The organism is Pseudomonas sp. SR18 (assembly GCF_023701505.1).
Lineage (GTDB): Bacteria > Pseudomonadota > Gammaproteobacteria > Pseudomonadales > Pseudomonadaceae > Aquipseudomonas > Aquipseudomonas cyclaminis.
Genome location: NZ_JAMQAU010000003.1, coordinates 301,240 through 316,083, shown reverse-complemented (window position 1 = coordinate 316,083; position 14,844 = coordinate 301,240). Strand labels below are relative to the sequence as shown.

Genomic DNA, 14,844 nt, shown 5'->3' with positions numbered 1-14,844 from the left:
CATACGGCGGGGCACAAAAAAATACGGCAGATGCCCGCAGATTAAAACCCCGGGCAACCGGCGAAACTTAACGCACGCCTTGCAGGTCACTAACGCAGTGCGTGTTCAGCCCTTGAACACCGCCTCAGCGAAGCCTTCATCGTGGCCAACCACTCCGACCTGCGTAATGCCCTGTCTTTGGACAGCCTGAACTTCTTCCTGGCGGATGTGCGGGACGGCCTCGGCCCGTACCTGGCTATCTACCTGCTGGCCGTGCACAAGTGGGACCCGGCCAGCATCGGCGTGGTCATGACCCTGGCAGGTATCGCCGCGCTGCTGACCCAGGGCCCGGCCGGTGCACTGATTGACCGCACACGCAGCAAGCGCGCCGTGGTTGCCCTCGCCGCCATCCTGGTGACTGCCAGTTGCCTGGTGCTGCCCTTCGTCAGCGCGTTCAGCCTGGTGGCCTTGACCCAGGCCGCCAGCGCCGTCGCCGCGTCCGTGTTTGCCCCGGCAATCTCCGCGATTTCGCTGGGGATCACCGGCCCGCGCGCCTTTACTCGCCGCACCGGGCGCAATGAAACCTTCAACCACGCCGGCAACGCCGTGGCCGCACTGCTGGCCGGTGGCTTGGCTTACCTGTATGGACCAGTCGTGGTGTTCTACCTGATGGCGTTTATGGCGGTGGCCAGTATCGTCGCGGTCAGTTGCGTGTCCGCCAAGGCCATCGACCATGACGTCGCCCGCGGTTTCGATCCGGCCCACGCCACCGACCACGAACATCCCTCGGGCGTGAAAGTATTGCTGGCCAACCGCCCGCTGCTGCTGTTCGCCATTTGCTGCGCCCTCTTCCACCTGGCCAACGCCGCCATGTTGCCGCTGGTCAGCCAGAAACTGTCACAAATCAACCTGCAGATGGCCACCCCGCTGACTTCAGCCTGCATCGTCGCCGCACAACTGGTGATGGTGCCGATGGCCTGGCTGGTAGGCGTCAAGGCTGACGTGTGGGGGCGCAAGCCGCTGCTGATGTTCGGCTTCATGATTCTGCCGCTGCGTGGCGTGCTCTACACCCTGTCCAGCGACCCCTATTGGCTAGTGGCCGTGCAAATGCTCGACGGCATCGGCGCGGGGATCTTCGGCGCGCTGTTCCCGGTGATCGTCAAAGACCTGACCCAAGGCACCGGCCGTTTCAACGTGAGCCTGGGCGCGCTGTCCACGGTGTTTGGCTTGGGCGCGGCATTGAGCAACAGCCTCGCGGGGTTCGTGGTGCAACAGGCGGGTTACAACGCGGCCTTCCTGACCCTGGCCGGCGTTGCGGGTGTCGCGTTGGCGCTGTTGTGGGTGGCGATGCCGGAGACGTTGGACAAACCGCACTTTGCGACTCATGCACCGGCTGCATGATGGATACAGAAAACCCGGCGCCTGGCCGGGTTCCTTACGCTACACATGTTCAGTTGTCGGGATGCTCGCTGGCGACCGAATCGGCAGCATCGACATCGGACATGTCCTCATCCAGCGGTGCATCATCGTCCGGCGGTAGAGGGATATGGTCCTCATCATTTCTCGGGTCGTGCCCTGTCTCATTATCTGTGCCGCGCGTTACGGCCTGCTGTGAAAGATTGCCTGGGGCGTTCTCATTGATGTCCATGCTGGCTCTCCGTTCTTAGGCTCGGGGTATCCGCGCTTAATGATGTGAGGCGGCAGGCCGGTGCAAGTGCCGGGCATTAGACGAATGGCGAAAAATACCGCCAGGCATCCGACCTGCACGAGGAGTGGAGCCCGACTTTACAAGGCTCTGAACACCCGTCGTTCTCTGCCATACAACTGTCGCCTCACATATGCGACAATGCGCGCCAAATTCCAACACACATCCCCATTTTTTGCTCAGCGACCGGGTTTCGCGCCTTGATGTCGCTGTTGATGCATGCCTGACGGCGCCTGCTGCCACGCTCGCAACCCATTGATAGGTAAAGTAATTGATCTCCACAGCTAACATCACCATGCAGTTCGGCGCCAAGCCGCTCTTTGAGAACGTCTCGGTCAAGTTCGGCGCCGGCAACCGGTATGGTTTGATCGGTGCCAACGGTTGCGGCAAGTCGACCTTCATGAAAATCCTCGGCGGCGATCTCGACCCGTCGGGCGGCCAGGTCATGCTGGAGCCGAATGTACGCCTGGGTAAACTGCGCCAGGACCAGTTCGCCTACGAAGAATTCACCGTGCTCGACACCGTGATCATGGGCCACGAGGAGCTGTGGAAGGTCAAGGCCGAGCGCGACCGTATCTACTCGCTGCCGGAAATGAGCGAAGACGATGGCATGGCCGTGGCCGAGCTGGAAACCGAGTTCGCCGAGATGGACGGCTACACCGCCGAGTCCCGTGCCGGCGAGCTGCTGCTGGGCCTGGGTATTCCCCTGGAACAGCACTTCGGCCCGATGAGCGAAGTGTCCCCAGGCTGGAAGCTGCGCGTGTTGCTGGCCCAGGCGTTGTTCTCCGATCCTGAAGTGCTGTTGCTCGACGAACCGACCAACCACTTGGACATCAACACCATCCGCTGGCTGGAAAACATCCTGACCCAGCGTAACAGCCTGATGATCATCATCTCTCACGACCGTCACTTCCTGAACAGCGTGTGCACCCACATGGCTGACCTGGACTACGGCGAGCTGCGCCTGTTCCCGGGCAACTACGACGAGTACATGACCGTGGCGACCCAGTCCCGCGAGCAACTGCTGTCGGACAACGCCAAGAAGAAGGCGCAGATCTCCGAGCTGCAATCCTTCGTCAGCCGCTTCTCGGCCAACGCCTCGAAAGCCAAGCAGGCGACTTCCCGGGCCAAGGCGATCGACAAGATCCAGCTGGCCGAGGTCAAGCCTTCGAGCCGTGTGAGCCCGTTCATCCGTTTCGATCAGAACAAGAAACTGCACCGCCAGGCTGTCATGGTCGAAAAAATGGCCAAGGGTTTCGACGGCAAGCCGCTGTTCAAGGACTTCAGCTTCCAGGTTGAAGCCGGCGAGCGCGTGGCGATCATCGGCCCGAACGGTATCGGCAAGACCACCCTGTTGCGCACCCTGGTCAACGAGTTGACCCCGGACGCAGGCAGCATCAAGTGGACCGACGCGGCAGAACTGGGCTACTACGCCCAGGATCACGCGCACGACTTCGAAGACGACGTGACGCTGTTCGACTGGATGGGCCAGTGGACTCAGGGCGAGCAGATGATTCGCGGAACGCTGGGCCGCATGCTGTTCTCCAACGACGAGATCCTCAAGTCGGTCAAGGTCATCTCCGGTGGTGAGCAAGGTCGCATGCTGTTCGGCAAGCTGATCCTGCAAAAGCCGAACGTGCTGATCATGGACGAACCGACCAACCACTTGGACATGGAATCCATCGAGGCGCTGAACCTGGCGCTGGAAAACTACCCGGGCACGCTGATCTTTGTCAGCCACGACCGCGAGTTCGTATCGTCCCTGGCTACCCGCATCATCGAGTTGAGCGCCGACGGCGTGATCGACTTCAGCGGCACCTATGATGACTACCTGCGCAGCCAAGGCGTGGTGTTTTAAGAGCGGTGACTAGCGTTTAGCTGCAAGCGGCGAGTAAAAGCCCCATCCACTGTGATGGGGCTTTTTGCATCTGGTGGAATATGGGAATTAATAGATAGGCTGCTTCCTTTTCCCCCACGCCCTTGCCATGATGCCCTCACCGCCCGCCCGCGAACGAGTGCCCATGTCAACCGCCGCCCCCTCCTCTCTGTCGATCACCTTGCAGATCGTCTCCATCGTCTTCTACACCTTTATCGCCTTTATCTGCATCGGCCTGCCGATTGCGGTCATCCCCGGCTACGTGCACGAACAATTGGGTTTCAGCGCCGTGGTGGCTGGGATCACCATCGGTTCGCAGTATCTGGCGACCCTGCTCAGCCGCCCCATGGCTGGGCGGATGTCAGACAACGTCGGCACCAAACGTGCGATTGTGCTGGGGCTGGCGGGTATTTTGGTCAGCGGTGTACTGACATTTTTCGCGACGCTGCTGGAAAGTACGCCCAGCTTGAGCCTGGGCATTCTGATCGTCGCAAGGCTGTTGCTGGGCGTGGCCCAAGGCCTGATCGGCGTGGGTACCATCAGTTGGTGCATGGGCCAGGTCGGCGCAGAGCACACGGCCCGGTCGATTTCATGGAACGGCATTGCGTCGTACGGCGCCATCGCCATCGGTGCACCGCTGGGCGTGGTGATGGTGGCCGAGTATGGCTACAACAGCCTCGGGAATGCCCTGACCGTGCTCGCGGCACTTGGCCTGATGCTGATCCGCAACAAGCCCTCGGTGCCGGTGGTGCGCGGCGAACGCCTGCCATTCTGGGCAGTGTTTGGGCGTATCGCGCCATTTGGGGCCAGTTTGTGCCTGTCTTCGATTGGCTACGGCACGCTGACCACCTTTATTACCCTCTACTACCTCAATCGTGGCTGGGAAGGCGCGGCATACTGCCTCTCGGTGTTTGGCGTGTGCTTTATCCTGTCGCGCCTGGTGTTTATCTCGACGATCAGCCGCTTTGGCGGGTTCAACGCCGCCATCGCGTGCATGGTTATCGAAACCCTCGGCCTCACCTTATTGTGGCTGGCGCCGTCCACCGGCGTCGCGTTGATCGGCGCTGGACTGACGGGTTTTGGTCTGTCGCTGGTGTATCCGGCGCTGGGTGTAGAAGCCATCAAACAAGTGCCCAATAGCAGCCGTGGCGCTGGTTTGAGTGCGTATGCAGTGTTCTTTGACCTGGCGCTGGCGATTGCCGGGCCGTTGATGGGCTTTGTGGCGCTGAACTTGGGATATGGCTGGATCTTCTTCTGCGCGGCGCTGCTTTCGGTCACGGCACTGGGCGTGACCTTGCTGCTGAAGCGCAAGGCTTACTGATCGGCGGTCTGTAAGCCCGCGCGAGAAGGCTCACTGAGGGCGTGAGCGAAAAAGCGCCCGGCCTCTGAGATCAAGTCGCGGTGGATGCCTTCGCGGTCGACACCGTCCGCGTCGGTGCAGATGGCCGGCATGGCGGCCAGTTGATCGCTGTCGCACGGCGCCATGAACACGAAGTGCCCTGCGCCGGCCAGCAGCTTGAAATTCGGCGGCTCAGGCAATTTGCGCGCGAGGGCTTCGGCGTTCTTGTCCACGGCCACCAGCTTGTCACCGTCGCCGCTGTAGAGCAGCACCGGCACATGCACATCGGCCAAGGTGTGACGGCCAAACATCAGGCTCAATGGCGCCATCAGCATCAACGCATGGATACGCGGGTCGGATTGCGGCTGCAAGTCGTCACGGTCCACCACCAACTCGCCTTTGGTAGTGCAGGCGTCGCGGTCTTCCGGGCGTTCCTGGCAATAGCGGCGCAGGCGGTCGAAATCAGGCTTGGCGCCGGCGAGGATCAACGCGGTTTCACCCCCGGCGGAGTAGCCGATCACGCCCACCTGGTCAATATCCACAAACGGCGACAGCATCGGGTCCGCCAGGGTAGCGGTGATCGCTTCGGAAATCTGGATCGGCCGCCCATACAGATTGCTCAGCGTGCCCAGGCGGCTGTGGTCCTTGTAGTTGTCGCCGGGATGCAGCACCGCCACCACCACAAAACCTTTGCGCGCCAGGGATGTGGCCAGGTCATGCAGGGCCAGCGGCGTGCCGGTGTTGCCATGGGACAACATCAGCATCGGGAAACGGCCAATGGCAATCCTGGAATCTTCGGTGGCGGCGACGTGATAGGCACCCAACTGCGTGGTGTGCTCAAGGCCGGTAGATGGGTAGAACGCCACGGCTTTCATGGGCTGCAGGTCGAGCGGATCAAGAAACGTCATGCGATGAAAGCCGACACTCCAATGGGGGTGCGGCGCGGGCGCGGCGTGCACTGAAATCAGGCCGCCGAGCAGGGAAAGAACCAGAACAGCACAAAGACGCATCATGGGGATGTCCACCTTTGCTGCGTGAGAACCGACATGTCGAATGAAAAGTCCAGGGTATTGAACCCATGCTTGCACAACCTGGGCCACATCAAAGGAGACAGCGGGTAAACGAAAAAACTCCGTAGTCCGGTCGCGTTCAGGCGAACAGAATACAGAGTTTAGGCGCTCGGTTTCAGATTGAAACCGAGAGAAGGCGTTATTTACACAAGCCTTACGCGGCAGCGAACAATTGCTCTTGGATCAGTACGTTAGCGTCGCTCAGGGACTTGCTGCGAACTTCATCACCGTAAGCCAGGCCTTCGGCCCGCACGATTTCGATGTTGGTGATGCCGAGGAAGCCGAACAGCAGTTTCAGATAGCCTTCATGGGCCGCGCCCGAGGCTTGACCGGCATGCAAGCCGCCGGCGGTGGATACGATGATCACTTTTTTGTTACCGCACAGGCCTTCCGGACCCGCTTCGGTGTAACGAAATGTCTGGCCAGCGACCGCGATACGGTCGATCCAGGCTTTCAGTTGGGTCGGGATGGTGAAGTTGTACATCGGCGCACCGACCACAATGGCGTCAGCAGCGAGGAATTCAGCCAGGGACGAAGCGCTCAGTTCAGCTTCGTGCTTTTGCGCAGCGTCACGCAGGTCGGCGGCGGTGCCCAACGCGCCCAGGGTGGCGCCGGAGAAGTGGTTGATCGCGTCGCTGGCCAGGTCACGGTAAGTCACTTCCACACTCGGCTCAGCCGCTTGCCAGGCCTTCACTACGCCGGCGCTGAGCTGACGGGAAGCGGAGTTGTCGCCGAGGATGCTGGAATCGATATGCAACAGTTTCATGATGAATCTCCGAGGTGGGATCGACTAGGGCGATCAGATGGTGGTGATGCTACGCATGAAACCAATACTCGATAAGCCGCCTGCAATGCGATAGTTTGTCCCACTGACAGGACAATGGGCGCGCCATGCAAGACCTCAACGATCTCTACTATTTCGCCAAAGTCGTCGAAGCCGGCGGTTTCGCTGCCGCTGGTCGGCTGCTGGGCATTCCCAAATCACGCCTATCGAGGCGGATTGCCGAGCTGGAGGAACGCCTGGGCGCGCGCCTGCTGCAACGCACCACGCGCCAGCTGACCCTCACCGCCGTCGGCGAGCGCTACCTGCGTCACTGCCAGGCAATGCTGCTGGAAGCCGAGATGGCCGACGAGGCCGTGGCCAGCATGTCCAGCGAACCCCGTGGCCGGTTGCGGGTGACGTGCCCGGTGGGGTTGGCAAACAACATCATGCCGGATGTGGTCGCTGGATTTCTCGCAGCGCACCCTCAGGTTCAGCTGGAAATGACCCTGGTCAACCGCCGCGTCGATCTGGTGGCCGAAGGCATCGACGTCGCGCTGCGCGTGCGCGAGCTGGGCGATGAAGACCCGTTGCTCGTCACCAAACGCCTGCGCCCGGCCCAGACCGCTCTGGTTGCCAGCCCGAACTTCTTGCACGGCCGCCAAATCAGCACCCTCGATGACCTCAAGCAGTTGCCGATACTCGGCGCGCTGGAGGCGGACCGCATGGTGCACCAACGTATTCTCGATCCCCAGGGCACGCCCCATGACCTGATCATGGAGGCGCGCCTGGGCGTTGATGACTTCAACGTGCGCAAGGCCAGCGCCATCATGGGCCTGGGCTTCACCGTGCTGCCGATGATGTATTGCGAGGAAGAATTGGCCAACGGCCAGTTGGTGCAGCTGCTGCCGGAATGGTCACTGCCGGGCGGCTGGTTACAGGCCGTGTACCCGCACCGGCGCGGCGTGCTGCCGGCCATTCGTGCCTGGATCGATTACCTGGAAGAAGGCTTTAAAAGCTGCGGAGACCGTCTGCTATGAAAATGACCGAAGCACAAGTCGCCACCTTCTGCCTGAGCCTGCCGGGTGCGCGGGAAGACTATAAATGGGGCGGTGTGCGGGTGTTCTCGATTGCCGGCAACAAGATGTTCGCCCTGCAAAACCTGCGCGGTGATTCGCTGGCGTTCAAGGTCGACAAGGAGCTGTTCCTGGGCCACGTCGACCGTCCCGGCATCCACCCGGCGCCGTATCTGGCGCGTGCGCAGTGGATCATCATGAACACACCCTACCCGCTGGGCGCCGAGGAACTGCGTGGCTTGTTGCAGCGTTCCCACCAATTGGTGGTGAGCAAATTGCCCAAGCGCACGCAGATCGGCTTGTGGCTAGAGGACTGACAGTAACGTGCCGCCGAGGAACAGCTGGTCCAACCAGAACACCTGGTGCAGCAGCACAATCGCCCAGAACAGCACTTGGAAAGACACCTTGCGTGTCTTGTGCCGGAACACCTGCTGGGCAATCAACGCCCCCGGCCAACCGCCCGCCAGCTCCACGGCGTGGAGGATGTTTTCCGGGGTGCGCCAACTGTCGGTCTGCGCTTTGCGTTTGTCACTCCAGTACAGGAAAAACGCGATCACGCTGACCACGCCATAGGCCGCCAGCGGGACCACGGTTTCGCCGCGTTGCCACACCAGCACCGACCCCAACAGCGGCGCCGCGCACAACAGCACAAAGAGCGCCGCCTTCAAGCGTGGGTGCTGGATGCTCATGCCTTGGCCGCCGCCCAGTCGATCCAACCGAACTGCCAGGTCGCCAGGATCAGCAGGCCAAAACCGATGCGGTACCAGGCAAACGCCGCGTAGCTATGGCTGGCGATGAACTTGAGCAGGCCCTTGACCGCGATCATCGCGAAAATGAATGAGGTAATAAACCCGATGGCAAACACCGGCAGGTCCGCCGGCTGGAACAGGTCGCGGTACTTGTAGCCCGAGTACAGCGCCGCGCCGACCATGGTCGGCATGGCCAGGAAAAACGAGAACTCGGTGGCCGTCTTGCGTGACAGGCCGAACAGCAGTCCACCGATGATGGTGGCGCCGGAGCGCGAGGTACCGGGGATCATGGCCAGGCACTGGGCAAAGCCGACCTTGAGGGCATCTTTCCAGGTGATGTCATCGACCGTTTCAGCATGCACGGTATGTTCGCGCCGCTCAGCCCACAACATGATCACGCCACCCACCACCAAGGCGGAAGCCACCGTGATCGGGTTGAACAGGTAATGCTTGATCGCGTTCGCGAAAATCACCCCCAGCACCACGGCCGGTAGCACGGCGATGATCAGGTTCACGGTGAAACGCTGGGCATTGCGCTGAGTCGGCAAACCGACGACCACGTCCAGGATCTTGCGGCGAAACTCCCAGACGACGGCCAGAATGGCACCCAACTGGATAATGATATTGAATGCTTCGAAGCGCTCACCACCGAAGCCAATCAAGTCGGCGACGATGATCTGGTGGCCGGTACTGGAGATCGGCAGAAACTCTGTAAGCCCCTCCACTACACCAAGAATCAATGCCTGAATGGCGGTCCAAAAATCCATGCTTCCCCCAAAGGTCATGCGCCATGGCATGCCTTACTAGTCTTTTTTAATGGTTCACTGACGACGCGCGCGCTGAAGGCCCAATGTTGATGATGGTCAACACTGGCCCGCAAAAATGCTGTGAAAATCAGGCAGTACTCAGGTTTTCCGATTACAGGCCGAAAGCCTATCAGACAAGGCGTAAAAGTCGATGCGACGCCCACAATTATAAAAAGCCCGGAGTGCCAGGACGATGAACAGTTTGCGCAATATGTCGATTAGCCGACGCCTCTGGCTGATCCTGATAGTCGCCGTGCTGATGCTGCTGACCTTGGGTTTACTGATGCTCAAGCAGATCCACGACGACCTTTACCAAGCCAAGCGCCAACAGACCCAACATGTAGTCCAGACCGCCAGTGGCATCCTGACGTTTTATCACGGCCTGGAAACCACCGGCGTCATGACCCGCGACGCGGCCCAGAAACAAGCCCTGAGCGCGGTGCGCGGGTTGCGTTACAACCACGACGACTATTTTTGGATCAACGACCTCACGCCCGTGATGATCATGCACCCGGCCAACCCCAAGCTCGATGGCCAGAACCTCTCGGCCATCCGCGATCCCGATGGGTTTGCAGTGTTCAACGAGTTCGTGAACCTGGCAAAAGCCAAGGGTGCCGGCATCGTCAACTATCGCTGGCCCAAGCCCGGCGCACAGGCGCCCGTGGCGAAGACTTCCTATATCCAGTTGTTCGAACCCTGGGGCTGGATTATCGGCTCCGGCGTGTATATAGACGACGTCCAGGCCGAGTTCACCGCCCAGGTCTGGAAAGCCTCAGTGGTCGGCCTGGTCATTGCGCTGGTGATGGGCCTGCTGGTGTCGCTGATTGCGCGCAGCATCGTGCGGCCGTTGCAGGCGGCGGTGCATGCCATGGGCAATATCGCCAGCGGCGAAAGCGACCTGACCCGCAGCCTCGACACCCACGGCCGTGACGAAGTCACACAACTGTCCCAGCACTTCAACAGCTTCACCGCCAAGCTGCGCCAGGTGGTGAGCCAATTGCAGGTGTGCGCCAACGCCTTGGGCCAGTCCTCTACCGAGCTGGGCAACAACGCCAGCCAGGCCCATGACCGCAGCCAGCAGCAGTCGCAACAGATGGAACTGGTGGCCACCGCCATCAACGAAGTCACCTACGGCGTGCAGGACGTGGCCAAGAACGCTGAACACGCCGCCAGCGAAATGCGCGACGCCCAGGCCCAAGCGCAACAAGGCCAGGTCAATATCGACGGTAGCCTGCAACAGATCGACCAGCTCTCCAGCACCATCAGCCAGGCCGTGGAAGTGATCCGCACGCTGTCCAGCGAAAGCACACAGATCGGTGGCGTGCTGGAAGTGATCCGCTCCATCGCCGACCAGACCAACCTGCTGGCCCTGAACGCCGCCATCGAAGCCGCTCGCGCCGGGGAGCAAGGCCGGGGGTTTGCGGTGGTAGCCGACGAAGTTCGCCTGCTCGCCCAACGCACGCAGAAGTCCACCGCCGAAATCCAGGCGATGATCGAGCGCCTGCAAGGGCACTCGGAAGCGGCGGTCAAGGTGATCAGCGACAGCCACAGCGCTTCGCAACTGACCATCGAGCAAGCGGGCCAGGCCGGTGCCAGCCTGACCGCCATCGGCCAGGCCCTGCACAACCTCAACGGCCTGAACGCCTCAATCGCCAGTGCCACCCTGCAACAGGCCCATGTGGTGGAAGACATCAACCAGAACGTCACCCAGGCGGCGGGGTTGTCCCATAGCACGGCGTTGGCGGCGGAGCAGTCCAGCGTGGCCAGCGTGCATTTGCGCGGTTTGAGCGAGCAACTCGACGGCCTCTTGCGCCAGTTCAAGGTCTGACCCTGCTCCAAAGGTGGGAGGAGACCTGTCCCCTCGCACCTTTGCCCTCCTGTGTTTTGAAGATTGCTGGCCTGTGGTTACAATCACCGCCCTCTCCCACTCCCCCAAGGAATCGCCATGTCCGGGCTTGAACTGTTCGCCGCCGCCCTGGGGGTGATCGCTGTCTGGCTCACGGTCAAGCAAAACCCCTGGTGCTGGCCCATCGGCCTGGTGATGGTGTTGCTGTACACCTGGGTGTTCTACGACGTGAAACTCTATTCCGACATGCTGCTGCAAGTGGTCTACGCCGCGCTGCAAGTCTATGGCTGGTGGCAGTGGACCCGCGCCGGCGAGGTCAAGCAGGGCCGCCAGGTCACGAGCCTGGGCGTGCCGGCCATCATGACCAGCCTGGCGATCGGCGCGGTGGGCAGCCTGCTGCTCGGCGCCGCCATGGCCCACTGGACCGACGCCGCGCAACCCTGGCTCGACGCCGCCCTCACCGGCTTCAGCCTGGTGGCGCAAATGTGGATGGCGCAGAAACGCGTGCAATGCTGGCCGCTGTGGATTGCCGTGGATGTCATCTTCGTCGGGCTGTTCCTCTATAAAGGCCTGTACCTCACCGCCGGTCTCTATGCGCTATTCACCGTGATAGCTGTACAAGGCTGGCGCGAATGGCGCGCCGATCCGGCGTTGCGCACATGAAGGTCGTGGTGTTGGCGGGGCCCGAATCCAGCGGTAAGAGCTGGTTGGCTGCCGAGTTGAACAAACACTTCGGCGGGTTGATGGTCGGTGAATATGTACGCCATTTCATCGACCACCATCAGCGCGATACCACCCTGGCGGACATCCCGGCCATCGCCCACGGCCAACTGGCCTGGGAAGATGCCGCCCGCAAACAGCAACCCAACCTGCTGATTCTCGACACCCACCTGCTCACCAACACGCTGTGGAGCAAGACCCTGTTCGGCGACTACCCGGCGTGGCTCGACGATGAGCTGCTGGCCCGTCATTACGACCTGCACCTACTGCTCTCGCCGGAAGATGTGGAGTGGACAGCCGATGGCCAACGCTGCCAGCCGGAGCTGGAAGATCGCCGCGCGTTTTTCCAGCAAAGCCTGGACTGGATGCAGCAGCATCAGCAGCCGGTGGTGGTGATTCGTGGGGATTGGGAGGCGCGCCGCGCTGCGGCGTTTGCGGCAGTGGAACACCTGCTTGAACCTTAACACTGCCCTTACTGTGGGAGGGGGCTTGCCCTAATGCCAGTCAGTTAAGGACGAACACCGTACCTGTGGCGAGGGAGCTTGCTCCCGCTGGGCCGCGAAGCGGTCCCAAAAATGGGACTGCTGCGCAGTCCAACGGGAGCAAGCTCCCTCGCCACAGGTTACTTTTTGCCCTTTTATCTCTTAACTGACCGGCATTAGGGCTTGCCCGCGATGGCCATAGGTATCTACACAACTCTTAAAGGCTGGCATAAAACCCTGTGGTGAGCGGGCTTGCCCCGCGCTGGGGCGCGAAGCGGCCCCAATAAGGAAGGCCATCGCGATAACCCAGTAAACCACGGCGTCTGGTTTTAGGGCCGCTTCGCAGCCCAGCGCGGGGCAAGCCCGCTCACCACAAGAGCCTCGTTCGCTAAGGGTACGTTTTCACCAAAGATGTGTAGATACCCATGCCGCGATGGCGGCGTATCAGAAAACACATTGGTTGACTGACAGGACGCCATCGCGGGCAAGTCGAATCGTCGCACCGCCCCTCCCACATTTTTAACCGCGTCAGGCTTCAGTAGCCCAGGGACAGGCCCGTATTGCGACGCGGGTCGTTCGCCCCGTAGAAACGATTATTCCCCACCGGCTTGCCGCCCAATGCAGGCGCGCCCACCAGGATCGCCGCCAAATGGTTGGCATCCTGCGGCCCGGCAAACTTGTGACCCCAGCTTTCCAGAAGCTTCTGGGTGTCCGGGCTGACCGCGAAGGTCTCAAGGTTGGTGGTGTCCGGCATCCACTGCTGGTGGAAACGCGGAGCGTCCACGGCTTCCTGGATGTTCATCTTGTAGTCGATCACGTTCAAGATGGTCAGCAAGGTCGCAGTGATGATGCGGCTGCCACCCGGCGTACCCACCACCATCACGGCCTTGCCATCCTTGGTCACGATGGTCGGGCTCATCGACGACAGCGGCGCTTTGCCTGGGGCGATGGCGTTGGCTTCACCCTGCACCAGCCCGTACATATTCGGCACGCCGACCTTGACGGTGAAGTCGTCCATTTCATCGTTGAGGATCACACCGGTCTTGCTTGCCATCACGCCCGCGCCGAACCAGTCATTGAGGGTGTAGGTGACGGAGACCGCATTGCCCCACTTGTCGACGATGGAGTAATGGGTCGTGTTGTTGCCTTCATGGGGCGAAACGCCCGGTTTGATCGCCTGGGAATCCCCGGCCTTTTGCGGTTCGATGGCTGCGCGCAGTTTGGCGGCGTAGTTTTTATCCAGCAGATGCTCGATCGGGTTCTTCACGAAGTCCGGGTCGCCGAGGTAGCTGTTGCGATCCACATAGGCGTGGCGCATGGCTTCGATCTGGTAGTGCAGGCCCTGGGCCGAGTGATAGCCCAGGTCGGCCATCGGGTAGCCTTCGAGGATATTCATGATCTGGCAGATCACTACACCGCCCGAGCTCGGCGGCGGCGCGGAAACGACGTGGTAGCCACGGTAGTCGCACTCGATGGGCGCCAGTTCGCGGGTCTTGTACTTGTCGAGATCAGCCTGGGTGATGATGCCCTTCCCTGCCTGGCTGGAGTCCACCAGGGCCTTGGCGACCCAGCCTTTATAGAAACCGTCTGTGCCTTTGGCAGAGATTTCCTTGAGGGTTTTGGCCAGGTCTTTCTGCACCAGTTTCTGCCCGACCTGCATCGGTTGGCCGTTGTGCAGGAAGATGCCGCGCAGGTCCTGGTCTTTTTCAAACTCGCCGGTGGCGGTGTGCAGCAGGTCGATATCGCCTTGTTCCAGGGCGAAGCCGTTTTCTGCCAACTTGATCGCCGGGGCAATCACCTGGGCGCGCTTGAGGGTGCCGTACTTGCTCAGCGCCAGCTCCATGCCGGACACGGTGCCGGGCACGCCGACAGCCAGGTGGCCCTTGGCGCTCAGGCCTTCGATGACGTTGCCGTCCTTGTCCAGGTACATGTTGGCGGTGGCTGCCAGCGGAGCTTTTTCGCGGAAGTCGAGGAAGGTCTTGCGCCCATCCGCCAGTTGCACGGTCATGAAACCGCCGCCGCCCAGGTTACCCGCCGCCGGGTACACCACCGCCAGCGCGTAGCCCACGGCCACGGCCGCATCCACTGCATTACCGCCGGCCTTGAGTACATCCACGCCGACATGCGTTGCCAAATGCTGGGCCGTCACCACCATGCCATTTTCACCGGCCACCGGGGCCTGGGAAGCGGCCTGTACACCACTGACCGTCAACACCAGGGCAGTGGCAATCAAGGTACGGCTGAAGGGTTGGTATTTCATCCATGGCTACTCTAGTTGTTGAGATGCACCAAAATAGCCCGCTGGAGATTTAATCCCCAGCGCGATGGCGTTTTTATTACAGAACTTGTCGGTCATGGAACGGGCCGAAAATATGGGCCCCCTGCCAAAGAGCTGGTTTTTTACAACCCCAGCTACGGGATGGCGCTAGAATCAGC

The 14,844-nt window shown here is 61.1% G+C and carries 14 protein-coding genes; 8 read left to right on the top strand and 6 right to left on the bottom strand.

Annotated elements, in window-relative coordinates; translation table 11 throughout:
* The first annotated feature begins 141 nt into the window (after positions 1–141).
* Positions 142–1,380: an MFS transporter gene (locus NDJ82_RS07370; protein WP_250925208.1), complete on the top strand. Its 1,239-nt coding sequence runs from the start codon at positions 142–144 to the stop codon at positions 1,378–1,380.
* A 49-nt stretch (positions 1,381–1,429) separates the two neighbouring features.
* Here the strand turns inward: NDJ82_RS07370 and NDJ82_RS07365 are convergent, their stop codons facing one another.
* Positions 1,430–1,627: a hypothetical protein gene (locus NDJ82_RS07365; RefSeq protein WP_099583126.1), complete on the bottom strand. Its 198-nt coding sequence runs from the start codon at positions 1,625–1,627 to the stop codon at positions 1,430–1,432.
* A 328-nt stretch (positions 1,628–1,955) separates the two neighbouring features.
* On the opposite strand from NDJ82_RS07365, the gene NDJ82_RS07360 reads away from it, so the two are divergent.
* Both NDJ82_RS07360 and NDJ82_RS07355 read left to right on the top strand, forming a co-directional pair.
* Positions 1,956–3,542: an ABC-F family ATPase gene (locus NDJ82_RS07360; RefSeq protein ID WP_081797888.1), complete on the top strand. Its 1,587-nt coding sequence runs from the start codon at positions 1,956–1,958 to the stop codon at positions 3,540–3,542.
* Positions 3,543–3,705: 163 nt separating this feature from the next.
* Positions 3,706–4,881, top strand: a complete 1,176-nt coding sequence (locus NDJ82_RS07355) for an MFS transporter (protein ID WP_250925207.1) — start codon at positions 3,706–3,708, stop codon at positions 4,879–4,881.
* Here NDJ82_RS07355 and NDJ82_RS07350 read toward each other — a convergent pair.
* Together NDJ82_RS07350 and NDJ82_RS07345 are read right to left on the bottom strand one after the other, a co-directional pair.
* Positions 4,875–5,912 carry an alpha/beta hydrolase family protein gene (locus NDJ82_RS07350; RefSeq protein ID WP_112195418.1) on the bottom strand — a complete coding sequence of 346 codons (1,038 nt, stop codon included), beginning with the start codon at positions 5,910–5,912 and terminating at the stop codon, positions 4,875–4,877. The two genes, NDJ82_RS07355 and NDJ82_RS07350, sit on opposite strands and share 7 nt — an antisense overlap.
* A 211-nt stretch (positions 5,913–6,123) precedes the next feature.
* Entirely contained in the window at positions 6,124–6,735 is a 612-nt protein-coding gene (locus NDJ82_RS07345) for an FMN-dependent NADH-azoreductase (protein WP_112195420.1), read from the bottom strand.
* 125 nt (positions 6,736–6,860) lie between these two features.
* On the opposite strand from NDJ82_RS07345, the gene NDJ82_RS07340 reads away from it, so the two are divergent.
* Complete coding sequence (locus tag NDJ82_RS07340) at positions 6,861–7,769, top strand: LysR substrate-binding domain-containing protein (protein WP_250925206.1); 909 nt, start codon at positions 6,861–6,863, stop codon at positions 7,767–7,769.
* Complete coding sequence (locus NDJ82_RS07335; protein ID WP_158878304.1) at positions 7,766–8,122, top strand: MmcQ/YjbR family DNA-binding protein; 357 nt, start codon at positions 7,766–7,768, stop codon at positions 8,120–8,122. The genes NDJ82_RS07340 and NDJ82_RS07335 overlap by 4 nt, the downstream gene beginning before the upstream one ends.
* On the opposite strand, the gene NDJ82_RS07330 is transcribed toward NDJ82_RS07335, so the two are convergent.
* The gene (locus NDJ82_RS07330; RefSeq protein ID WP_122305684.1) at positions 8,111–8,494 is read right to left on the bottom strand and encodes a DUF1294 domain-containing protein; all 384 of its coding nucleotides are present in this window, start codon (positions 8,492–8,494) and stop codon (positions 8,111–8,113) included. The genes NDJ82_RS07335 and NDJ82_RS07330 overlap by 12 nt on opposite strands.
* Entirely contained in the window at positions 8,491–9,321 is an 831-nt protein-coding gene (locus NDJ82_RS07325; protein ID WP_191958385.1) for an undecaprenyl-diphosphate phosphatase, read from the bottom strand. The genes NDJ82_RS07330 and NDJ82_RS07325 overlap by 4 nt, the downstream gene beginning before the upstream one ends.
* A gap of 232 nt (positions 9,322–9,553) precedes the next feature.
* Here NDJ82_RS07325 and NDJ82_RS07320 point away from each other — a divergent pair, with 232 nt between their 5' ends.
* The 3 genes from NDJ82_RS07320 (at position 9,554) to NDJ82_RS07310 (ending at position 12,390) form a co-directional block, all read left to right on the top strand.
* Positions 9,554–11,188, top strand: a complete 1,635-nt coding sequence (locus NDJ82_RS07320; protein WP_099583134.1) for a methyl-accepting chemotaxis protein — start codon at positions 9,554–9,556, stop codon at positions 11,186–11,188.
* Between the two features lie 117 nt (positions 11,189–11,305).
* Entirely contained in the window at positions 11,306–11,869 is a 564-nt protein-coding gene (pnuC, locus tag NDJ82_RS07315; RefSeq protein WP_032891136.1) for a nicotinamide riboside transporter PnuC, read from the top strand.
* A complete protein-coding gene (locus NDJ82_RS07310) occupies positions 11,866–12,390 on the top strand; it encodes an AAA family ATPase (RefSeq protein ID WP_112195426.1) in 525 nt (174 codons plus the stop codon). The genes pnuC and NDJ82_RS07310 overlap by 4 nt, the downstream gene beginning before the upstream one ends.
* Before the next feature lie 553 nt (positions 12,391–12,943).
* On the opposite strand, the gene ggt is transcribed toward NDJ82_RS07310, so the two are convergent.
* Positions 12,944–14,668: a gamma-glutamyltransferase gene (gene ggt, locus NDJ82_RS07305; protein ID WP_191958383.1), complete on the bottom strand. Its 1,725-nt coding sequence runs from the start codon at positions 14,666–14,668 to the stop codon at positions 12,944–12,946.
* Positions 14,669–14,844 lie beyond the last annotated feature (176 nt).